The organism is Erythrobacter sp. HL-111 (assembly GCF_900105095.1).
Taxonomy (GTDB): domain Bacteria; phylum Pseudomonadota; class Alphaproteobacteria; order Sphingomonadales; family Sphingomonadaceae; genus Erythrobacter.
This window is the reverse complement of the sequence record NZ_LT629743.1, coordinates 1340039-1361503: the sequence shown is the minus strand read 5'-3', so window position 1 is coordinate 1361503 and position 21465 is coordinate 1340039. Positions and strand designations below refer to the sequence as shown.

Below are 21465 nucleotides of genomic sequence, written 5' to 3'. Positions count from 1 at the left end.
AATCGAATGTCGGTGACCGCCGAAAAGAAGCAGGAAATCATTTCCGACAACGCCCGTGATCCCAAGGACACCGGCAGCCCCGAAGTGCAGGTCGCGATCCTCACCGAGCGCATCCGCAACCTCACCGAGCACTTCAAGGATCACCACAAGGACAACCATTCGCGCCGCGGCCTGCTGATGATGGTCAACAAGCGTCGCACGCTGCTCGCCTACCTGAAGAAGAAGGACGTCGAGCGGTACAACGCCCTGATCCAGAAGCTGGGTCTCAGAAAATAACCCATTCAGGAACGGCTCCCCGCGGGGAGCCGTTTCGCTATCCAGACGCGGCATATTCCGTTATGGAAGGTCGCGCCCCGTCCGCAAGGATGCAGGCGGGCGGCACCGCGCCCTCCGCGCGCGTGACACTTTCGGCTTTCCTTCGCAATTCGGTGAAGGGGCTAAAGGGGCGAAACCGGCCCCACACCGGACCGGGACGGCAATCTTCCCCGGCAAAAGAGGCCCCGCTACGCAATAGGGCGCAGCGGGTTCAGCAAGGAATCCAAATGTTCGACACGAAAACCGTATCGCTGGAGTGGGGCGGCAAAACCCTCACTCTGGAAACCGGCCGCATTGCCCGTCAGGCCGACGGCGCCGTGCTGGCCACTTATGGCGAGACCGTGGTGCTGTGCGCCGTTACCGCCGCCAAGAGCGTCAAGGAAGGCCAGGACTTCTTCCCGCTCACCGTCCACTACCAGGAAAAATTCTCGGCCGCGGGCCGCATCCCGGGCGGCTTCTTCAAGCGCGAGGCGCGCCCGACGGAGAAGGAAACGCTCACCTCCCGCCTGATCGACCGCCCGGTGCGGCCGCTCTTCCCGGAGGGCTTCCACAACGAGATCAACGTGATCGCGCAGGTCCTCAGCTATGATGGCGAGACCGAGCCCGACATCGTCGCGATGATCGCCGCCAGCGCCGCGCTGACCCTGTCGGGCCTGCCCTTCATGGGCCCGATCGGCGCCGCGCGCGTCGGCTTCACCACCGACGGCGAATATGTCCTCAATCCGAGCGTGTCGGACGCGCTGGGCGAGAACGGCCGGCTCGATCTGGTCGTCGCCGCGACGCAGGACGCGGTGATGATGGTCGAATCCGAAGCCAAGGAGCTGACCGAGGAGGAAATGCTCGGTGCCGTGATGTTCGCGCACGACGAATGCAAGAAGGTGGTCGGCGCGATCATCGACCTCGCCGAACAGGCCGCCAAGGATCCGTGGGAACTCGATCCGGTCGAGGACAAGTCGGCGAAGATGGACAGGCTTCGCAGCGTCATCGGCGCGGACCTCGAGGCCGCCTACAAGCTCACCAACAAGGCGCAGCGCCACGACGCGGTCAACGCCGCGCGCGAAAAGGCGCGCGAAGCCTTCGCCGACCTCGCCGAGAGCGATCCGGCCGAATATCTCGCCACGCTCAAGCTCGTGAAGAAGCTCGAAAGCGAGGTCGTGCGCGGCTCGATCCTCAAGGACGGGACCCGCATCGACGGGCGCGGGCTCGACCAGGTCCGCCCGATCGAGGCGATGGTCGGCCTTCTGCCGCGCACCCATGGCTCGGCGCTGTTCACCAGGGGCGAGACCCAGGCGATCTGCACCACCACGCTCGGCACCAAGGACGCCGAGCAGATGATCGACGGGCTTGAGGGGCTGAGCTACTCGAACTTCATGCTGCACTACAACTTCCCGCCCTATTCGGTCGGCGAAGTGGGCCGCTTCGGCTTTACCGGGAGGCGGGAGATCGGCCACGGCAAGCTAGCCTGGCGCGCGCTGCACCCGGTCATGCCGAGCGCGGAGGAGTTTCCCTACACGATCCGCGTGCTCTCCGACATCACCGAATCGAACGGCTCGTCCTCGATGGCGACCGTCTGCGGCGGCTGCCTGTCGATGATGGATGCGGGGGTTCCGATCAAGCGTCCGGTTTCGGGTATCGCCATGGGCCTGATCCTCGAAGGCGACAAGTTCGCGGTGCTGTCCGACATCCTGGGTGACGAGGACCATCTCGGCGACATGGACTTCAAGGTGGCGGGCTCCGAAAACGGGATCACCTCGCTCCAGATGGACATCAAGGTCGCAGGGATCACCCGCGAGATCATGGAAAAGGCGCTCGAACAGGCCAAGGCTGGCCGCGCGCACATCCTCGGCGAGATGACCAAGGCGCTGGGTTCCGCCCGCGGCGAGGTTTCCCGGCACGCGCCGCGGATCGAGACGATGCAGATCGACAAGTCGAAGATCCGCGACGTCATCGGCACGGGCGGCAAGGTCATCCGCGAGATCGTCGCGGAAACCGGAGCCAAGGTCGACATCGACGACGAGGGCGTGATCAAGATCTCGTCCAGCAATCTCGACGAGATCGAGGCGGCGAGGAACTGGATCCTCGGCATCGTCGAGGAGCCGGAAGTCGGCAAGATCTACTCGGGCAAGGTCGTCAACATCGTCGATTTCGGCGCCTTCGTGAACTTCATGGGCGGCAAGGACGGGCTCGTCCACGTTTCCGAAATGAGGAACGAGCGCGTCGAGAAGCCGACCGATGTCGTCTCCGAAGGCCAGGACGTGAAGGTCAAGGTGCTCGAGATCGACCAGCGCGGCAAGGTCCGCCTGTCGATGCGGGTGGTCGACCAGGACACCGGCGAGGAGCTCGAGGACACGCGGCCCCCCCGTGAACCGCGCGGCGATCGCGGTGGCGACAAGCCCCGCGGCGATCGCGGCGATCGCGGCGGACGCGGCGGTGACCGGGGCGGCGATCGTCGCGGCGGTCGCGGGCGCGGCGGCCCGCGCGGCGGCAATCGCGACGAGGGCGGCAGCGCCCCGGCCGCGATGCCCGACTTCCTCAAGGACTGACCGGGCGGAGTCCCCGCGCAGGCGGGGACCTCGTTCGGCCGAGCGCCTGCACGCTTGAGGCTCCTGCCTTGGCGGGAGCTCACGGAACACTCGGAAGGGCCGCCCGCCGCAAGGCCGGGCGGCCCTTTCGCCTCTGAACGGAAGCACCATGCTCGAACGCAAGACCATCGCCGCGGCCGCCATTCCGGGCGGCGAGGAGGAGCTGACCCTCGTCAGCCACGGGCGCGACTTCATCATCATGCTGGGCCGGGGCGAATTGATGGGCACCCGGATGCAATTTTCCGAGGAACAGCTCGCCGTGCTGACCCTGGCCGAACTCGCCGCGCGGGCCCCGCGCGTGCTCATCGGCGGCTACGGCATGGGCTTCACCTACCGCGCCGCCCTGTCGAAACTGCCCGCAGGCGGCATCGTGCGCGTTGCCGAGATCGTGCCCGAAATCCTCGACTGGGCCAAAGGGCCGCTCGCGCACCTCACCGGCGACAGCCTCGAGGACCCGCGCGGCGATATCCGCATCTGCGATGTCGCGGCGCTGATCGACGATGCCAATGACGGCACTTGCGAGAAATACGACGCGATCCTGCTCGACGTCGACAACGGCCCCGACGGGATCGTGCGCGACGGCAACGACCGGCTCTATTCGCGCACCGGCCTCGGCAAGGCGCGCGATGCGCTGCGTCCCGGCGGCGTGCTCGCGATCTGGTCCGCGGCGCCCGACCACAGGTTCACCCGTCGGCTGAAGGAAGCGGGCTTTGCCGTCGAGGCGCGCGAGGTGCGCGCCCGCCCCAACAACAAGGGGCCGCGCCACACGATCTGGTTCGCACGCAAGGGCTAGCTTCGCGCGGCGCTCAGAAATCGTAGATGATCGTCACCCTGCTGAGCGTGTCCGTCCTGACCGCGCCCGCGGGCGGATCGGTATCGTGCTCGACCGTGTAGGACAGGCGCAGCGACAGGTCGCCGGCGATGCCCGCGACGAGGCCGCTGTCCGAAACGAAGGTCGAGGAGCCCGACTGGACGAAGGCGCTCGCATCCTGCGTGACCGTCACCGTGTCGAGCAACCGCCAATCGAAATCGAGCGCGGCGAGGCCGGCGAGATCGCTGCGGCTCCCCCCGGCAACGAATTCGGTGCGCCGCCATGCCGGACCCGCCTTCACCGAAAGCGTCATGTCCTCGCCCGTGAGCACGTCGTAGCCGAGGCCGCCCGAGACCGCATAGCGCGCCGAAAAGCCCTGAAAGCGGTCGCGTTCGTATTGCGCGAGGCCATAGGCGTAGAGGCGGTCCGAGATCGTCCAGTTTGGCTCGTAGGCGGCGAAGTACTGTTCGCGCGTGACGACGCCTTCGGTCTCCTGGTAATCGGCGCGGCCCGACAGCTTGTGCCGCCACCTGATCCCATCGCGCAGCAGCGAGAGGCCCGCGGTGATGCCGGTGTTCGACGCATTGCCGGTGGAGCGGAAAGCGCCGAATTCGCCCTTCCCGCTCCAGTTCCCGAACAGGCCCGCCTGGCGGATGCGTTCTTCCTCGCTGGCGGCCTCGGCCTCGGCGGCAGCGGCAAGATCGGTTTCGTATGCGGCGAGGATCGCGTCGACCTCGGCCGCGTCGTCGGGATTGGTCGCGCGGGCGAGTTCGAGCACGGTCCGCACCTTCGCCTCGTCCCCGGTCTCGATCGCCGCGTCGATCATCGCGCGCACCGGCGCGGGCAGTCCGGCGAGGGCGGGGGCGGACAGGGCGGCTGTCGCTAGGGCGGCGAGCGGAAGCAGGGCGAAGCGGGTCAATTCACGCCCCCGCGCCACCCGCAAGGCTCATCGCCATGGGACCGACGTAATCCATCTTGCCGAGCTTCACGCCCTTCATCCTCAGGATCCCGTAGAAGGTCGCGGCGTGGAACTGGAAATTGACCTGGTGGAAGCCCAGCAGGAACTGCGATACCGTGCCTTCCATCAGCCGCTGGCCGCCCATGACGAAGGCCACGGGCTGGTCCGCGATCCGTTCGAGATCGTCCTCGTCCACCCCGCTGAGCGCCGCGCGCGCCTCGTCCACCATCGCGCGCATCGCGTCCCAGCTTTCGGGCCGGGTGGTGAAATCCGGGGTGAACTCGCCCGTCGGCATCAGGCCGAGCGCATAGCCCGAATGGACCCAGCAGGCGCGCACGTGCCAGGGCAGCGGCCACATGTCGGGTGCGAGCGCGGCGCCGATGAGGTCCGCGTCGTCAAGCCCTTCGGCCCGCACATGGGCTTCGGCCCGGTCGATCACGTTTCGCATCCCGCCGAGCAATTGCTCGGCAGTCGGCACGAAGGCTGCGTGGAGCGTGAGCGGCATCGATTTCCCCCCGTTCGCCCGATGCGGGCGTTCAGGCCCTGTCCTTAGCGAGGGGAACCGGCCCATGCCACCCCGAAGCGACCCGCGCCGGGGCGGCCCGGCACGCCGTGCTTACCGCACGCGGGGTCCGCCGAAGGGCAGCGGGGGAGGGGGCTTGCGCGCGCCGCGCGGCAGCTGCGCCTGATAGGCCCGCCCGCAATGCTCGACGCAATAGGGAAAGCCGGGGTTCACCGGCTCGCCGCAGAAGTGGAAATCCGGTTCGCCCGGATGGCCCATCGGCCAGCGGCAGACCTTGTCGGACAGGTCGAGCAGGCTCGTCTTGTCGGCGATCTCGGGGCTCGGCTTGGCCGGGACGAGCCGGCGCGGCGGGGCGGGCGGGATCGGGGCCTGCTGGTCGCCCGGACCCTGCCGCAGGAAGCCGCCGGGTCCGACCGAGACGATCTTGGGCAGGTTCTGTTCCTTGGGGGTTTCGCCCGCATCACCGGCCGTGCCCGGATCGGGGCGGGCGGGGGCGTCCTTCGCGGCGGGCGGTGCGCTCGCGCTCTCGCGCGCGGGTTCGGGCGCCGCCGGGGCGGCAGTCTCGGCCCGTGCCTGCGGCCGGGCGGGCGCGGCGTCCTGCTTCTTGGCGGGGGCGGGCTTGGCGGCGGGCTTCTTGGGTGCGGGCTTCTTCTTGTCGTTCGCCTTGACCGGCGAGGGACGCGACTTGAGTCCGAGACGATGCGCCTTGCCGATCACCGCGTTGCGGCTGACACCGCCCAGTTCCTCGGCGATCTGGCTCGCGGTGGCACCGCTTTCCCACATTTTCCTGAGCGTCGCGATGCGCTCGTCAGTCCAGCTCATAGATGTTCCAACTCGTTCCTGATGCTCGCGCCACTCGCCCGCAAGGGCCGGCGCGGGAGTTGCCAGCGCATCGGCGAAGCCCTAGGCGCTGCGTCATGGCCGATCAAGCATCCACCACGCAGCGAGCCGCGACGCCGCCCGGCGTTGCCCCCGCACTTGCCGAAACCGGTCGGGGCACCCGGTTCACCCCGCGCGGGCACCCGGTCATCACCGGGATCAACCGCGTCGGGCTTTACAGCCTTTATATTAAGGAGGTCCGCCGGTTTCTCAAGGTCCAGACCCAGACGATCTGGGCTCCGGCAGTCACGACGCTGCTGTTTCTCGTGATCTTTTCTGTCGCGCTGGGCCGCGAGGGGCGGGAAGTGCTCGGCGTACCCTTCGCGAGCTTCGTCGCGCCGGGGCTGATCGTCATGGGGATGATGCAGAACGCTTTCGCCAATTCCTCCTTCTCGCTGCTCTCCGGCAAGATCCAGGGGACGATCATCGACCTCCTCATGCCGCCGCTTTCGCCGGGGGAACTGATGGCGGGGATCGTCGCGGCGGCGGTGACGCGGGCGATCGCGGTGGGATGCACCGTGGCGCTGGCGATGGTGCTGTGGCCGGGCGTGACGCTCCATCTCGCGCATGTCTGGGCGATCGCGTGGTTCGGGCTGATGGGATCGGTGATGCTGGCGCTGTTCGGGCTTGCGACCTCGATCTGGGCGGAGAAATTCGACCACAATGCCGCGATCACCAATTTCGTGATCGCCCCGCTCTCGCTGCTGTCGGGGACGTTCTACGTGATCGAGAACCTCGCGCCCGCCTTCCAGGCGGTGAGCCGGGCGAACCCCTTCTTCTACGTGATCTCGGGCTTTCGCTACGGTTTCCTCGGCGAAAGCGATATCGGCCCGGCCAGCGCCGTCGCCTGGGCGGCGGCGGGCATCGGGGCCTTCAACCTCGTCCTCGCGTTGATCGTCTATGCCGTCCTGCGGAGCGGCTGGAAGCTGAAGAGCTAGCGGTTCGCCCCGATAGGCCGCGCCGGAACGGGCCGCAGGCCGGCCCGCAGCGGGCCGGGCACAATGGCGGCGCGCACGGCGCCGCCACGAAGATCAATGGGTCAGCGAGCGCCTCATCCGGTAACGACCGTCCTTGAAGCCTTCGAACAATTGCGGCACCGTCGGATGGTCGATCGGGCCGCCGGCCTGATCAGCGACGAGGTTGCCCTGGCTGACATAGGCGACATAGCTCGAATCGTCGTTTTCGGCGAGAAGGTGGTAGAAGGGCTGGTCGCGATCGGGCCGGATGTCCTCGGGGATCGACTGGTACCATTCCTCGGAATTGGCGAAGACCGGGTCGATGTCGAAGATCACCCCGCGAAAGTTGAACAGCCTGTGGCGGACCACGTCGCCGATGCCGAAGCGGGTGCGGGTTTCAAGCGGGGCGTAGATCGTTCGCCCGGCCTGCGTCGAGAAGAACTGTGCACGTTCCATAATGCGAAGGATATGGGTCCTGGCGGGAACATGGCAAGGTGCCCGGGTGCTGCAGGTGCGAGATATAACCCGATTTTGTGGATGATCGGGACTTGGCAAGGCCGGGACCATGGGCTAACGGGCGCGCTTCCGGCGGCCCCTGCCAGCGTTTTCGACCGAACCATGGGGGCGAATCGGGGCTCGGCGCAATTCGGAGCGGGTCGTCCCGCACCATGCGCCCGCAGCAGCAGTCGGAGAGGTGCCGGAGTGGTCGAACGGGGCGGTCTCGAAAACCGTTGTGCTCTCACGAGTACCGAGGGTTCGAATCCCTCCCTCTCCGCCACTTGCCCCTGCGAAAGCGTTCTCCCGATCCGGCTGCGGCCGGATTTTTTCGTTGTTTTCGAGGGTTATGCGGGTGGGGCTGAGCACCGGTCCCGGCGCCGGGGGGCTCGGAAGCGGTCTCTCAGCGCCGATATTCTCCGGACCTCATGACTGCGCCAATTTGGTCAATTTCTTGCAAAGCTCTGTAACCAAAGAACTTTCCTATCCCGGATTATTCACCGGCAGTGGTCTGACGGGTTGGCGGGAGTGGCGTAAGCATTTGCATTGTTGTAGGAATGTGGTTGCTTAAGCCAGACCTGCAACGGGGCAAAATATGCCACAGACCACACCCGCCGGATGCGATGATAGCGCGTCCGTATTTTCGTTTCCAGCAGTGCGCGGCAAGAAGGTCACAGCTGCGTTTGACGGCGGCAGGCTGACCTCGGATGGCGGGGTCCTGGTGCTGGCTCAGGCCGAGCGCATGATGGGGCTCTGCCAGCGACTTGCGGCGTGTATTGCCGATCCGCGCGATCCTGCTCGGGTGGTTCATCGGCTTGAAGATATCCTGCGCGCGCGGATGTTCGCGATCGCCTGCGGCTATGAGGATGCCGATGATCTCGACGCTCTGCGCGATGATCCGGGCTTCCGCCTTGCGCTGGGCAAGCTGCCGGGATCGGGTGCGGGGTTGGCCAGCCAACCGACGATGAGCCGCTGGGAGAATGCGCCGAGCACGCGCGAGCTGGCAAAGATGCTGGGGATCATGATCGACATCTACTGCGCCAGCTACCTGAAGCGGCCCCCAAAATGACCGGACAGGACCTCACACTTATGTAAGAGTGAGGCATATGACCGACAGTAATCCCAGGAACTATGTGCATGCGGAGGTTCTCGGAGGGGTTCAGCGCCGTAGGCGCTGGACCCCGGAAGAGAAGCTCCGCATGGTCGAAGAGACCTTCCTGCCCGGCAACAGCGTGTCGCTTGTGGCGCGCATGCACGGGGTCGCGCCGAACCAGCTTTTTGGCTGGCGCCGGCAGGCGGCAAGCGGCGCCCTGTCCGCCACCCGCGCTGGCGGCGAGGTGGTTCCGGCGAGCGAGTATCGCGCGCTGGAGAACCAGGTGCGCGAGCTGCAGCGCATGCTCGGTAAGAAGACCATGGAGAACGAGATCCTGCGCGAGGCGATCTCGCGCGTGGCCGGACCCAAAAAAACAGCGTTGCGCACGCTCTCGTTGCCGGAGGGCGACCTGTGAGCGCGGTTGCGAGAGCGCTTGGCGTCTCCCGGCAGCATCTCTCGTCAGCCAGACGCAAGGCTCCTGCACGCCGCCGCGGCCGGCCTCCACTGCCTGAGGAGGAGCTCGTCGCGCGTATCCAGGCCCTGATCGCCGAACTGCCGACCTATGGCTACCGCCGGATCCATGCGCTCCTGCGGCGGCAGGCGCGCAATGGCGGGCCATCTGCGCCCAATGCCAAGCGGGTCTACCGAGTGATGAAGGTGCATGGCCTGCTGCTCCAGCGCCATAGCGGAAAGGGTGACGAGCGCCGCCACGATGGGCGGGTCGCGGTCGATACCCGCAACACCCGCTGGTGCTCCGACGGCTTCGAGATCGGCTGCGATAACGGCGAGAAGGTGCGGGTCGCCTTCTCGCTCGACTGCTGCGATCGCGAGGCGATGGGCTTTGTTGCCACCACCGCAGGCATATCCGCCGAGGACGTGCGCGATCTCATGACCGCCACCGTCGAGCACCGCTTCGGCCGCGTGAACAGGCTCCCTACTACCATCGAATGGCTGACCGATAACGGCAGTTGCTACACCGCCAGGGAGACCCGTCGCTTCGCCCGCGAGATCAACCTCAGGCCGCGCACGACACCCATCGAAAGCCCGCAGTCCAACGGCATGGCCGAAGCGTTCGTGCGCACCATGAAGCGCGACTACGTCCGCGTCGCCGAAAAGCCCAACGCCAGAGCCGTGATCAACCAGCTGCCCAGCTGGTTCCACCACTACAACACCGTCCACCCGCATCGCGCACTTGGCTACCTCGCCCCGCGAGAATACATCACCCAATCAACCAGTGAGGAACTGTCCGGGAATTAAGGGGCAACGACACTACCCCACTCCGCCGGCGGCGGTGACGCTGGATATCGATGACACCTGCGACGTCGTGCACGGCTATCAGCAACTCTCCTTCTGGAACGGACATCATGGGGAGCGCTGCTTCCTGCCGATCCATGTCTACGACACGGCAACGGGCCGGCCGGTGGCGATGCTGCTGCGCACGGGCAAGACGCCTTCTGGCAAGGAGGCGGCGGGCCATATCCGGCGTCTGGTGCGCCATCTTCGCCGCCACTGGCCTGATACCCACATCACCATCCGCGGTGACGGGCATTATGGACGGCCCGAGGTCATGGCGTTCTGCGAGGCGGCCCATGTCGATTACGTGTTCGGTCTGCCGACCAACGCCGCGCTGCGCGCTGATCCGGTTATCGTCACTGCCGCCGATGCCTGCGCGGTCCGCCGCGCCGAGTGCCAACTCCCGGTCCTGCGCAGCTATGCCGAGACCCGCTACGGCGCGAAGAGCTGGAACCGCCAGCGCCGCGTCGTCGCCAGGATCGAGGCCAGCACGCTGGGCATGGATATCCGCTATGTCGTCACATCGCTAACCCAAGGCTCGGCTGAATACATCTATGACACGCTCTACTGTGCGCGCGGGCAGGCCGAGAACCTGATCAAGCTGCACAAGACCCAGCTGGCCAGTGACCGCACCTCGTGCCGGTCGGCGAACGCCAACCAGATGCGCCTGATCCTGCACACCGCTGCCTACTGGCTGCTGTGGCGCGTTCAGCAGGCGATCCCAAAGACCACCGCTCTGGCAAAAGCCGAGTTTACGACCCTGCGCCTGCGGCTGCTCAAGGTTGCTGCCCGCGTCATGGAAAGCGCCACCCGAATCCGCGTAGCGTTCGCCTCTGCGTGCCCCGATGCCGATCTGATGCGTGCCATCGTTCTCGCGCTCAAGCCTGCGCCGACGTAGCGGGCGCGGCAGTGCCGCAGAAACCCCGAGCCAAGTCCTTCAACCAGAAAAGCCCATCGATCACAGCGCGGTGAAACAGACGCCAGCGGTGCCGCACGCCCGCTCTACGCCGCCGCACGCAGCAGTGGCGTCAAGCTCGCGCCGAGAGGCGCCCAACCGCATCGCCGTGAATAAGAGAGGCTAACCGGCAACCTGAACACTTCGACAGTAGTCGCGTTCGCTGAGATGGACCCGGAGTCGAACTGTTTGGTAGCCTATGTCGGCGGAATAATCACAAGCCATGCCACAAACAACATGGCCCCGATCGTCATGCAACCAGACTCTCGACCTCATCGCAAAGGTAGTCGAGTGCCGTGTCTTCACCTCGACTATCAAGCATAGAGAACACCTCGGGCAAGCCTGCGTGGGCGTAGGCGTTCGCGATCCGCATCATCTCCGAAGGAGAGTCAATTACAGCTACATCATCTTTCTCCGAAATCGCGAGCAACGTCAAAGCCGTAGGCCGCCAAGGGTCGGACCCAAGAACGACGCCCTCAGCCGCCTTATAAGTCCTGCCCGTAGGCCCGGTCGGTCTAAGGCCCTTTTGCACCGCAATCATGATGGCAAAAAACCAGATATCAACGTTGCGCCGGAACGGTTGATGGACAGCAGAAGCTGAGCGGCCTTCCCGGAGCTGGACAACCGCCTCGATGCGTTCACGAAAGTCCTCGTCTGTGGAACGGCGTGCAAAAGGGACCCCGTTAGCGGGGTGATCGGCGTCTAAAAGGGACCCCTCATTCTGATGGTGTAGCAGGCTGCCTGGTTTTCCAGGTGGTGAGATCGGGATGTTGGTTGTGGAGACGGTTGTTCGGATTCGGCGGGAGCACGCGGGCGGGAAGGCGATCAAGGCGATTGCGCGGGATCTGCGGTTGTCGCGCAAGGTGGTGCGCAAGGCGATCCGAGCGCCGGAAGGCGCATTTGATTATCGCCGCACGGTTCAGCCGCTGCCCCGGCTTGGACCGTTTCAGGAGCGGCTCGACGTGCTGCTGACGGAGAACGAGGCCCGGCCCCGGCGCGATCGGCTGCGCATGACCCGGATCCATGATCTGCTTTGCCGTGAGGGGTTCGAAGGTTCTTACGACGCGGTCCGACGTTACGCCCGGCGCTGGACGGAAGCGCGGCGCAAGGATGCGGGTGATGGGGCGCCTGCCTTCATCCCGCTCATGTTCAAGCCTGGCGAGGCCTACCAGTTCGACTGGAGCCACGAGGATGTGGAGATCGCGGGCAAGCCGATGCGGGTGAAGGTGGCGCAGATGCGGCTGTGCGCGTCGCGCGCGGTCTACGTCAGGGCCTATCCGCGCGAGACGCAGGAGATGGTGTTCGACGCCCATGCGCGGGGCTTTGCCTTCTTCGGCGGCGTGCCCCTGCGCGGCATCTACGATAACATGAAGACCGCGGTTACCACCGTGTTCGTCGGCAAGGAGCGGGTGTTCAACCGCCGCTTTCTGGTCATGGCCGATCATTACATGGTCGAGCCCACGGCCTGCTCCCCGGCGGCGGGGTGGGAGAAGGGTCAGGTTGAACACCAGGTTCAGACCATCCGAGGCCGCTTCTTCCAGCCTCGCCTGCGCTTTGCCAGCATCGAGGAGCTCAACGGGTGGCTGGAAGCTGAGTGCCTGAGATGGGCCGCAACGCACGCGCATCCCGAGCAGAAGGAGCTGACCGTTGCCGAGGCGCTGGAGCTCGAACGGCCAGCCCTGCAGCCGATGCTGGCACCGTTCGATGGCTTCCATGAGACCGCGCATGCCGTGACCGGCACCTGCCTGATCAGCTTCGACCGCAACCGCTACTCGGTCATGGCCAAGGCGGCGCGGCGGGCCGTCCAGGTCCGCGCCTATGCCGACCGCATCGTCGTGCGCCTCGGCGACGAGGTAATCGCAGAGCATGCCCGGCACTTCGGCCGCGACCGGACGATCTATGATCCCTGGCATTACCTGCCCGTTCTGGCCAACAAGCCCGGCGCTCTGCGGAACGGCGCACCCTTCCAGGGGTGGGACCTGCCACCGGCACTGACGCGGTTGCGGCGCAAGCTGGGCAGCGGTGATGAAGCCGACCGCCGCTTCGTGCGCGTGCTGGCAGCCATAATGACCGATGGCCTCGAAGCGGTCGAGGCCGCGGTCCGGGAGGCGCTCGATGCCGGCGCCGTCAGCGACGAGGTCATCCTCAACATCCTGGCCCGATACCGGGACCCGCCATCCGAGCGCCCCCTGGACGTGGTCGTCGATCTCAAGCTCAACCATCCGCCGATCGCGGACTGCGCGCGCTACGATACGGTGCGAGGCCTTGATGCAGCGGCATGAGATGATCGAGGCGATGCGCGCACTCGGCCTCAAGGGCATGGCCGGCGCGTTCGACGAGGCGGTCACCACCGGGCTGCAGCGCAAGCGCACGACCCACGAGATCCTGACCGACCTGCTGCGCGCCGAAGCCGCGCATCGTCATGCCGCCTCGATCCGTTACCGCATGACCGCAGCCAAGCTGCCTGTAATCAAGGACCTCGACGCCTTCGCGTTCGAGGGCACCCCGATCAACGAAGAGCTGGTGCGCTCCCTGCACGCAGGTTCGTTCCTGCCCGGTCGCCGCAACATCGTGCTCATCGGCGGCACCGGGACGGGCAAGACCCATCTGGCCACCGCGATCACCGCCAGCGTCGTGCGTGCTGGCGCTCGCGGGCGCTACTTCAATACGGTCGATCTCGTCACCCGGCTCGAGGAAGAAGCTCGCATCGGCAAGGCTGGCGCCATCGCCGCCCAGCTCGGCAGGCTCGATCTCGTGGTGCTCGATGAACTGGGCTATCTGCCGTTCGCCCGATCAGGCGGGCAGCTCTTGTTCCATCTGATCAGCAAACTCTACGAGCAGACCTCGGTGATCATCACCACCAACCTCGCCTTCGGCGAGTGGCCCACCGTCTTCGGCGATCCCAAGATGACCACCGCGCTGCTCGACCGCATCACCCACCATTGCGATATCGTCGAGACCGGCAACGACAGCTGGCGCTTCAAAAACCGCAGCTGACCCGATCAGAAAACCGACTTCGCGCTGCTGACGCCTCCGGTCGGGCTACGCCCTCCCTACGCCGCCAGCAGCGCGAAAACCGCGCCCAGCGTCAACCGATCCTCGCAACCGCAGAGGGGTCCCTTTTGCGCGCCGATAGGGGGTCCCGATTGAACGCCGATTGACAGGGCCGGGGGACGGCCCACCGAAGTTTTTCCAGACCGCCATCGGCCCCGGCGTGGCTCCCGGCGCGCCCCGGGGCGATGTCCGACGCATCGGAATCGCCGCAGGACTACGCAAACCCTAATCGAAGCGCAGGCCCACGCGCCACAGGCGGCCGGGCAGGGGCAATCCGGCCTGCGGGACGATCTGCGCGTCCGACAGGTTGTCGACCGCCATCGTCAGGAAGAGACGATTGCCACCGACCCGGGCCAGCGGCACCGTTGCGCGCAGCGCCAGTTCGGCCGCCGCGGGAAGATCGACCACCTCGCCCTCGGCATCGAGATCGATCGCGCTGCCCACTGCGCGCAGCTCGGCGCGCAGGTCGAAGCGGTGCCGCACGTTCCAGTCGATCGCGGCCAGCGTTTCGAAGGAGGGACGCTGCGGCAGACGGCGGAAGGGCGCGCTGCCCCCGTCGGTGCCCGCATCGGCCCGGGCGCGCAGCGCGGTCGCGGAGAGCTCGAAGCGCAGCGTCCCGGCGAGGTCGTATGACAGCAGGGCATCGACCCCGCCATTGGTCGCCCCGGCGAGGTTGAAGCGCTGGCGCCGCCCGTCCGCGAGCACGCGCTGGGCCAGCGTGTCCTCGAAACGGATCAGGAAGGGATTGACCATCACCGTCAGGCCGGGCCGCTCCCAGCGGAGCTCGGCGTCGGCGAACCACGCCCGTTCGGGGGCGAGGTCGGGATTGAGCGCGAAGCGGCCGAGGGCAGCACCGAACAATTCGCGCGCCGTGGGAAAGCGCGTGCGCCGCCCGCCGCTCACGGTCAGCGCCGCGTCCTCGCCGATGTCGAGGGCGAGCGCGGCCGATCCGGCCCAGTCGGAAAAGGCTTCCTGCGGCGGCTTGTTGCCGGTGAGCGGGGTCTCCGCCCGGTCATAGGCCGTCCCGAGCGTCAGCCGCGCTCCCGGCGCTAGCGTGGCGTCGGCCTCCACGCCGATGCTGTAGAGGTTCTGGCGAAACCGCAGGCGCTCGCCGGGCACGCCGGGCGGGAAATCCGTGTCGACCTGTTCATGCGTGCTCGATTGCGCGGAGGCCGCCCAGCGCAGGGCGAGCGGCCCGGCGGGATGGGTGAGGGTGAGCCTGCCGCCGAGCGTGTCGTCCTCGTCCTCCTGGCTCCCCCGCAGGGCATCATAGGCGATGCTGCGATATTGTTCGATCCGCTGGCCGAACCATTGCCGCCAGCCGACCAGCCTGATCTCGCTGTCCGGGCCGAGGCCGAGCGCGGCGTTCACCGTCGCCTGCGTGAGCGCAATGTCCGGATAGCGCCAATAGCGCGGGCCTTCTTCCGGCGGGCGGTCGGATTCGGGCGCTATGCCCCGCTCGGCAGCGATATGGAGGAGCGAAGCGCGCAGGGTCAGATCGCCGGTCGTGGTGCCCAGTGCGGCGAACAGGCTCCCCGCGTCAAGATCGGTGTTGGTCCGGCCTTCTTCGCCCGGTGCCTGGCCGAAGGGCAGGGGACCGGCGAGCGGCTCGGCATCGCGCGTGATGCCCCCGGCGGCGAACACCGCCTCCGCCGCGCCGATCCGTTCGGTGAGGACAAGCGAAGCGCTGCCCGAGCCGAGTGAGCCGGTTTCGAGATGGGCGAAGTCGCCCTGGCTCACGCCGCGGGTCTGGAAGTCGACCACGCCCGCGACCGCGTTCGCGCCGTATTCGATCGGCGCCGCGCCCTTGACCACCCGCACGCCGCCAAGCAGCCCGGCGGGCAGCAGGCCGAGGTCGATCCGCCCGTCCCACGGCACGGCAAGCGGCGCGCCGTCGAGGAAGACCTGCGTCTGCCGGTCCTGCGCCCCGCGAATGCGTGCGATGGTCTCTCCGCGCGAATTGGTCCGCACCGTCACGCCCGCGATCCCGCGCAGCACGTCGGCGGCGCTGCGCGGCTGGCGGTCGACGATCAGGTCGACGGGGATGCGGACCTGCGGGGGCAGGGCACGCGTTTCGGTGGCCGGCGCGGTGACCGTGATCGTCGGCCAGTCGCTCTCCTCGCTCTCCGCGCTCTCCTGCCCGGCGGCAGCCGCGGGAATGGCCGCGAGCGCCGCCGCCAGCCACGGGAGCGATGCCGCGCCGTGCGGGCGGGCGGGGCGCGTCACTGCGCGGCCGGGATCGCCCCGCCGGGCACCCACGGGGCGCCGAGGTCGACGAGTTCGGCCTCGAACGCGGGGATCGTGGTCTCGCCGAGCGTCCTTACCCGGTCGAGGATCGCGCCGTATTCGTCCCTCGCATAGCCGAACTGTTCGCGCGCGGTCTGCGTCGGGCCGTAGGTCGAGCCGTAGAGGCTGTACATCACCCGGCCCAGCCGGCTGCGGACGGTCGGCTGGGTGCGCTCGTAGATCGCGTTGCGCGCCGGGTTGCCGTTCAGAAGCTCGTCGAGCGCCTGCGCCTCGCGGCGGATCGCGGCGAGGCGGTCGTCGAGCGTCGCCGGATCGCCGCCCGGCGCGCTGGCGACGGCAACCGCGAGCAGGTCGAGCTTTTTCCGGATGTCGCCGAGCGTGTGGCTCGTCGCCGTTACCGAACGGTCGAAATCGGCGACCTCGGCCGCGAATGCCAGCGCGTCGGGCTGTCGGGGAAGGGCGCCTTCGCCCATCGGCTTCACCGTGAAGGGCCTGGGTTCGACGAGCTGCGTGGTCACCCCGCGAACCCGCTTGGTGAGGTCGACCGTGTATTCGCCCGGCGCCGCGAGGAAGCCCGAAGGCACCTCGCCGTCCTCGCCAAGGCGCCGGGCCATGTCGGTCTGGGGATAGCGCAGGTCCCAGTTCACGCGGTGGAAGCCCTTCTTCGCCGGGCCCTTGATCCGCCGCACGACATTGCCGTCGGCATCGCGCACCGTGAGCCAGATCGCGGGCGCTTCCTCGCGCAGTTCCTCGGTCATCGCCTCGAAGCCGGGGAAGGGGGTGTCGGCGCCGGTTTCGGTCGCCTCCCTTTCGCGCTTCTCGCGGGTTTCCCTGAGCGAGGGAATGTCCTCGGCGAGGTAATAGGTGAAGTTCGCGCCGAACGGCGGGTTGGGCGCGCGGAAATAGCCGTCGCCCTGGCTGCCGCCGGGAGAGAAGGCGAGCGGGTGCTGTTCGATGTACCACAGCGCGTCGCGCCCCGGGAACAGCATCGCCTCCTGCCTCAGGCTCGCCTCGGTCAGCTCGCGCAGCGGGGAGATGTCGTCGACGACGAAGAAACCGCGCCCGAAGCTCGCCGCGACGAGATCGTCCTCGCGGCGCTGGATGGTGACGTCGCGGAACGAGATGGTCGGCGCCTTGCCCGAAAGCTTGACCCATTTCGTCCCGCCGTCGAGCGTGAAGAACAGGCCGAATTCGGTCGCGGTGAACAGCAGGTTCGGGTTTTCGTGGTCCTGCACGATCCGCCAGACGAGATGCTTGTCGGGCAGGTCGCCCGAAATGCTCCGCCAGCTGCGCCCACGATCGGTGCTCTTGAGGAGGAAGGGCCGGTAATCGCCGTACTTGTGGTTGTCGAGCGCGACATAGACCGTGTCCGGATCGAACAGGTCGGCGCGGATGTCGTTGACGAAGGCGCGTTCGGGCACGCCCGGCAGCGAGCGCACCTCGATCCGGCGCCAGTTCGCGCCGCCGTCCTCGCTCACCTGGATCAGGCCGTCGTCGGTCCCGACGTAAAGCAGGTTTTCGTCCTTGGGCGATTCCCCGATCGAGGTGATCGTGTTGTATTGGCTCATCGCGTAGATGTCCCACCCCGCGTCCCAGCCCCACTGGCGCCCCTGCACCGGCAGGCGCAGGCGGTTCTCGTTGCGGGTGAGATCGGGAGAGATCGCGGTCCAGCTGTCGCCGCGATCATTTGAGCGCCACAGCCGCTGCGAGGCGAAATAGAGCCGCGTCGGCTCGTGCTGGCTGACCCAGATCGGCGAATCCCAGTTCCAGCGCGGAATGTCGTCGCCGGGTGCCGGCTGCGGCTGGATCGGCACGAATTCGCCGGTGATGCGGTCGATCCGGGCGAGGTTGCCCTGCTGCGACTGGGCATACATGATGTCGGGATTGCCGGGCTCGGTGGCCGACTGGTGACCGTCCCCCCCGAGCGTGACGAACCAGTCGTCGTTGCGGATGCCGTGGCGGTTGTCGGTGCGCGAGGGTCCGCCTTGCGAATTGTTGTCCTGAGTGCCGCCATAGACGTTGTAGAACGGTTCGGCATCGTCGACCGCGACCTTGTAGAACTGCGTGATCGGCAGGTTGTCGATGAAGCGCCAGGTCTTCGTGTGGTCGTAGCTTTCGTAGATGCCGCCGTCCGATCCGAAGATGATGTAGTCGGGATCGTCCGGCCGGAACGCGATCGCGTGGTCGTCGACGTGCTTCGTCTCGTTGTTGAGCGGGGACCAGGTCTTGCCCCCGTCGCTGGAGATCATCGAGGTGTTCGAGACGAGATAGATGCGGTCGAAATGATGCGGGCTCGCATAGAGCTCCTGGTAGTAATGCGGCCCGGTGCCCTGGCCGACCTCGTCCGACATCTTGGTCCAGCTCGCCCCGCGATCGGTCGAGCGCCACAGGCCGCCTTCACGCCGGTCGGTTTCGATCGCGGCATAGACCACGTCGGGCCGCATCGGCGAGATCGCGAGCCCGATCTTGCCCATGTTGCCCGAAGGCAGCCCGGTTTCGAGCTCCTCCCACGTCTCCCCGCCATCCTCGGATTTCCACAGCCCGCTTTCCGGCCCCCCGCCGACATAGGCGGCGACGGTGCGCTGGTGCTGCCACATGGCGGCATAGAGCCGGTCGGGGTTGCGCGGGTCGATCAGGAGGTCGGTCGCACCGGTCCACGCGCCGGAGGCGAGGACATTGGTCCAGGTCTTGCCGCCGTCGGTGGTCTTGTAGACGCCGCGCTCGCCGCCCTCCGACCAGAGCGGGCCCTGGCTCGCGACCCAGACCGTGTCGGGATCCTCGGGATGGACTATGATGCGCGAGATGTGCTCGGACCGCTTGAGGCCCATGTTGGTCCAGGTCCTGCCGCCGTCGTTCGAGCGGTAGATGCCGTCGCCGAAGCCGATGTGGCGCCCGCCATTGTTCTCGCCCGTGCCGACCCACACCCGGCTCGGATCCGACGGGTCGAGCGCAACAGTCCCGATCGAATAGGAGCCCTGTCCGTCGAACAGCGAGGTCCACGTCGTGCCCGCGTTCTCGGTCTTCCAGACGCCGCCCGAACCGACCGCGACATACCAGGTCGCGGGATCGTCGGGCACGATCACGATGTCGGCGATGCGGCCCGACATGAATGCGGGGCCGATATTGCGCAGCTCGAAGGCCTCGAAGGTGCCGCTCGACAGCGCTGGCTGGTCGGTCCCCGCGTCATCTGCCTGCGCGAGCGACACCGTCGTCAGCCCGAGCGCGACCGCACCTCCGAGCAAAGCCTTCACAATCCGCATTAAAGCCCCCTTTTTTCTCCGAACCTTCACAATAAGACGAGTTTGCGCCGCACTGGCAAGGGCGCGGCAAGTCGTCTGTCGAACCAGAACGTGGATCGGTCATCCGTCAGTAGCCGCTCGCCTGACCGTCCTTGCGCATCTCGGTCGCCCCGGTCAGCACGCCGGTTTCCGGGTCGCGCGCGATCGCCTGGTAGCCGCCGAACATGATCCCGTTCGAGATCACTTCGACCTTGTGGCCCATCGCCCGCAGCGCCTCGACCGTTTCTGCCGGGATGCCGGGTTCGACGAACAGCGTGCCGAGCGGATCGGCGGCGGGACCGGTCAGCGGCTCGGTCGGCTGGCGTCCGCCATCGTGGTTGATCCGCGCGGCATCGCCTGCTTCCTGCAGGTTCATGCCGTAATCGACGAGGTTGATCAGGACCTGCACGTGCCCCTGCGGCTGCATCCCGCCGCCCATCAGGCCCAGCGTCATGTAGGGCCTGCCGTCCTTCTTCACGAATGCGGGGATGATCGTGTGGAAGGGGCGTTTCGAAGGCGCGTAGGCATTGGGGTGATCGGGATCGAGGCTGAACAGCTCGCCCCGGTCCTGGAACATGAAGCCAAGCCCCGGCGGCACCAGCCCGCCGCCCATGCCGCGGTAATTGGACTGGATCAGGCTGACCATCATGCCCTCGCCGTCGACCACGGTGAGATAGGTCGTGTCGCCCGGCCCTTCGAGCTTGGGCTCGACGATTTCGCCGGGCGCGAATTCGGGCGTGGCGCGGGCGGGATCGATCAGGGCGAAGCGCGCCTTGCCGTATTCCTCGTTCAGCAATTCCGCCGGGATGGCCGCGAAATCTGGATCGGCATAGAAGCGCGCGACATCGGCATAGGCGAGCCGTTTGGCCTCGGTGATGTAGTGGATCACTTCGGGGCTGCCGCGCTCCCACTGCGAAAGATCGACGTTCCTGAGGATGTTGACCATCTGCAGGGCGGCGAAGCCCTGCGAGTTGGGCGGCAGTTCGCACAGTTCGTAGCCGCTGCGATATTCGGCACAGGCGGGCTCGACCCACTCGCTGTCATGGGCCGCGAAATCCTCCAGCGTGAAGGCGCTGCCCTGGGCTTTCAGGTAATCGACCATGACGCGCGCCAACTCGCCCTCGTAGAAGGCATCGCGCCCCTCGCGCGCGATCGTCTCGAGCGTGTTCGCAAGGTCCGGATTGCGGAAGATCTCTCCCGCCTCGGGCGCGGACCCGTCCGCGAACCAGACCTTGCGCGCGTTGGAGAAATCGAACGGGGTCGCTTTCATCCTCGCGGTGTAGGCGGCAAGGGCGCGGTCGAGATACATCGCGATCACCGGCGCTATCGGGTGGCCTTCGCGGGCATAACGGATCGTTGGGGCGAGAACCTCGTCCATCGGCAGCTTGCCGAAACGTTCGTGCATCGTGAACCATGCATCGACCGTGCCGGGGATCGTCACCGGGAGCGGGCCGACCGGCGGCAGGCTGTCGGCATCGCCGAGTTTCGCCGTGAGGTCGGCGAGCGTCTGGCCCGCGGGGCTGCGTCCGGAGCCGTTGATCCCGTGAAGCTTGCCCGTCGCAGGATCATGGACGATCGCGAACAGGTCCCCGCCGATCCCGTTGCCGGTCGGCTCCATCAGGCCGAGCGCCGCATTGGCGGCGATCGCCGCGTCGACTGCGGTCCCGCCGGCCTTGAGGATGTCGAGCGCCACCTGCGTCGCGAGCGGGTGCGCGCTCGCGGCCATGCCGTGCTCGGCGATGACCGGGCTGCGCGACCAGGCCGCCCCCACCGGCCGCCCGCCCGCGCCGATCTGCCGTTCGACCGGCGGCATCGCCTCGGCCGGGGCGGGCTCCTGCGCGGCGAGCGGGCCGGCGGCGAGCATGGCCGCGGCCATCGCGGGGCCGAAAATGGGGGCGGCGACGAAGCGCATGGAATTCCTCCTGTTTCGCGTGCGAGGCCCTTATTGGCTCGACAAGGGCGGGCGGGCAAGCCGGGGGCGGGCGAAATGCCCGGGGCGGCGCGGTTGCCAAAGCGTGCGGCCTGC

At 67.2% G+C, this 21465-nt stretch carries 15 protein-coding genes, 1 tRNA gene and 2 pseudogenes; 10 read left to right on the top strand and 8 right to left on the bottom strand.

Annotated elements, in window-relative coordinates; genetic code table 11:
- Nucleotides 1-6: 6 nt before the first annotated feature.
- From rpsO to BLU08_RS06455, 3 genes are all read left to right on the top strand, one after another.
- Nucleotides 7-276 (top strand): 30S ribosomal protein S15, encoded by a 270-nt coding sequence (rpsO, locus tag BLU08_RS06465; RefSeq protein ID WP_068862823.1) that lies wholly within the window; start codon nucleotides 7-9, stop codon nucleotides 274-276.
- Nucleotides 277-542: 266 nt separating this feature from the next.
- On the top strand, nucleotides 543-2858 hold the full coding sequence (pnp, locus tag BLU08_RS06460; RefSeq protein WP_090196998.1) for a polyribonucleotide nucleotidyltransferase: 2316 nt from the start codon (nucleotides 543-545) through the stop codon (nucleotides 2856-2858).
- A gap of 148 nt (nucleotides 2859-3006) precedes the next feature.
- Nucleotides 3007-3690, top strand: a complete 684-nt coding sequence (locus BLU08_RS06455) for a spermidine synthase (protein WP_090196994.1) — start codon at nucleotides 3007-3009, stop codon at nucleotides 3688-3690.
- A 13-nt stretch (nucleotides 3691-3703) separates the two neighbouring features.
- On the opposite strand, the gene BLU08_RS06450 is transcribed toward BLU08_RS06455, so the two are convergent.
- From BLU08_RS06450 to BLU08_RS06440, 3 genes are all read right to left on the bottom strand, one after another.
- Nucleotides 3704-4627: a YdiY family protein gene (locus BLU08_RS06450; RefSeq protein WP_233996118.1), complete on the bottom strand. Its 924-nt coding sequence runs from the start codon at nucleotides 4625-4627 to the stop codon at nucleotides 3704-3706.
- A gap of 1 nt (nucleotide 4628) precedes the next feature.
- A complete protein-coding gene (locus tag BLU08_RS06445; RefSeq protein ID WP_157674470.1) occupies nucleotides 4629-5171 on the bottom strand; it encodes a DUF1993 domain-containing protein in 543 nt (180 codons plus the stop codon).
- Between the two features lie 111 nt (nucleotides 5172-5282).
- A complete protein-coding gene (locus BLU08_RS06440; RefSeq protein WP_090196988.1) occupies nucleotides 5283-6011 on the bottom strand; it encodes a GcrA family cell cycle regulator in 729 nt (242 codons plus the stop codon).
- Nucleotides 6012-6106: 95 nt separating this feature from the next.
- Between BLU08_RS06440 and BLU08_RS06435 the strand changes: the two genes are divergently transcribed.
- A complete protein-coding gene (locus BLU08_RS06435; RefSeq protein WP_090196985.1) occupies nucleotides 6107-7006 on the top strand; it encodes an ABC transporter permease in 900 nt (299 codons plus the stop codon).
- A 93-nt stretch (nucleotides 7007-7099) separates the two neighbouring features.
- Here the strand turns inward: BLU08_RS06435 and hspQ are convergent, their stop codons facing one another.
- Nucleotides 7100-7480 carry a heat shock protein HspQ gene (hspQ, locus tag BLU08_RS06430; protein ID WP_090196980.1) on the bottom strand — a complete coding sequence of 127 codons (381 nt, stop codon included), beginning with the start codon at nucleotides 7478-7480 and terminating at the stop codon, nucleotides 7100-7102.
- Nucleotides 7481-7712: 232 nt separating this feature from the next.
- Between hspQ and BLU08_RS06425 the strand changes: the two genes are divergently transcribed.
- The 4 genes and pseudogenes from BLU08_RS06425 to BLU08_RS06410 all read left to right on the top strand — a co-directional run.
- Nucleotides 7713-7802, top strand: a tRNA-Ser gene (locus BLU08_RS06425).
- A gap of 312 nt (nucleotides 7803-8114) precedes the next feature.
- Nucleotides 8115-8579, top strand: a pseudogene (locus BLU08_RS06420) (transposase); the annotation flags it as partial.
- A 46-nt stretch (nucleotides 8580-8625) separates the two neighbouring features.
- Nucleotides 8626-9869 (top strand): IS3 family transposase gene (locus tag BLU08_RS06415; RefSeq protein ID WP_090193779.1). Its coding sequence is split into 2 segments (ribosomal slippage): nucleotides 8626-8964 and nucleotides 8967-9869, totalling 1242 coding nucleotides; the frame shifts between segments, so codons are not numbered across the junction.
- Between the two features lie 13 nt (nucleotides 9870-9882).
- Nucleotides 9883-10803: pseudogene (locus tag BLU08_RS06410) on the top strand (IS1380 family transposase); the annotation flags it as partial.
- A 307-nt stretch (nucleotides 10804-11110) separates the two neighbouring features.
- Here BLU08_RS06410 and BLU08_RS15315 read toward each other — a convergent pair.
- Nucleotides 11111-11722: a hypothetical protein gene (locus BLU08_RS15315; RefSeq protein ID WP_172800943.1), complete on the bottom strand. Its 612-nt coding sequence runs from the start codon at nucleotides 11720-11722 to the stop codon at nucleotides 11111-11113.
- Between BLU08_RS15315 and istA the strand changes: the two genes are divergently transcribed.
- Both istA and istB read left to right on the top strand, forming a co-directional pair.
- On the top strand, nucleotides 11628-13142 hold the full coding sequence (gene istA / locus BLU08_RS06400; protein ID WP_090193857.1) for an IS21 family transposase: 1515 nt from the start codon (nucleotides 11628-11630) through the stop codon (nucleotides 13140-13142). The genes BLU08_RS15315 and istA overlap by 95 nt on opposite strands.
- Nucleotides 13129-13857: an IS21-like element helper ATPase IstB gene (gene istB / locus BLU08_RS06395; RefSeq protein ID WP_090193854.1), complete on the top strand. Its 729-nt coding sequence runs from the start codon at nucleotides 13129-13131 to the stop codon at nucleotides 13855-13857. Before istA ends, istB begins: the two co-directional genes overlap by 14 nt.
- Nucleotides 13858-14139: 282 nt before the next feature.
- Here istB and BLU08_RS15310 read toward each other — a convergent pair whose 3' ends face one another.
- The 3 genes from BLU08_RS15310 to ggt form a co-directional block, all read right to left on the bottom strand.
- Nucleotides 14140-16140, bottom strand: coding sequence for a TonB-dependent siderophore receptor (locus BLU08_RS15310; protein ID WP_172800994.1), 2001 nt, complete (start codon nucleotides 16138-16140; stop codon nucleotides 14140-14142).
- Nucleotides 16137-19421: a glycosyl hydrolase gene (locus BLU08_RS06385; RefSeq protein WP_090196966.1), complete on the bottom strand. Its 3285-nt coding sequence runs from the start codon at nucleotides 19419-19421 to the stop codon at nucleotides 16137-16139. Before BLU08_RS06385 ends, BLU08_RS15310 begins: the two co-directional genes overlap by 4 nt.
- Nucleotides 19422-19527: 106 nt before the next feature.
- Nucleotides 19528-21351, bottom strand: a complete 1824-nt coding sequence (ggt, locus tag BLU08_RS06380) for a gamma-glutamyltransferase (protein WP_090196962.1) — start codon at nucleotides 21349-21351, stop codon at nucleotides 19528-19530.
- Nucleotides 21352-21465 lie beyond the last annotated feature (114 nt).

Bases quoted from the DNA above. Each gene is read 5' to 3' on its own strand.
- rpsO (WP_068862823.1), top strand. From the start codon at position 7: ATGTCGGTGACCGCCGAAAAGAAGCAGGAAATCATTTCCGACAACGCC.
- pnp (WP_090196998.1), top strand. From the start codon at position 543: ATGTTCGACACGAAAACCGTATCGCTGGAGTGGGGCGGCAAAACCCTC.
- BLU08_RS06455 (WP_090196994.1), top strand. From the start codon at position 3,007: ATGCTCGAACGCAAGACCATCGCCGCGGCCGCCATTCCGGGCGGCGAG.
- BLU08_RS06445 (WP_157674470.1), bottom strand. From the start codon at position 5,171: ATGCCGCTCACGCTCCACGCAGCCTTCGTGCCGACTGCCGAGCAATTG.
- BLU08_RS06440 (WP_090196988.1), bottom strand. From the start codon at position 6,011: ATGAGCTGGACTGACGAGCGCATCGCGACGCTCAGGAAAATGTGGGAA.
- BLU08_RS06435 (WP_090196985.1), top strand. From the start codon at position 6,107: ATGGCCGATCAAGCATCCACCACGCAGCGAGCCGCGACGCCGCCCGGC.
- hspQ (WP_090196980.1), bottom strand. From the start codon at position 7,480: ATGGAACGTGCACAGTTCTTCTCGACGCAGGCCGGGCGAACGATCTAC.
- istA (WP_090193857.1), top strand. From the start codon at position 11,628: ATGTTGGTTGTGGAGACGGTTGTTCGGATTCGGCGGGAGCACGCGGGC.
- istB (WP_090193854.1), top strand. From the start codon at position 13,129: ATGCAGCGGCATGAGATGATCGAGGCGATGCGCGCACTCGGCCTCAAG.
- BLU08_RS06385 (WP_090196966.1), bottom strand. From the start codon at position 19,421: ATGCGGATTGTGAAGGCTTTGCTCGGAGGTGCGGTCGCGCTCGGGCTG.
- ggt (WP_090196962.1), bottom strand. From the start codon at position 21,351: ATGCGCTTCGTCGCCGCCCCCATTTTCGGCCCCGCGATGGCCGCGGCC.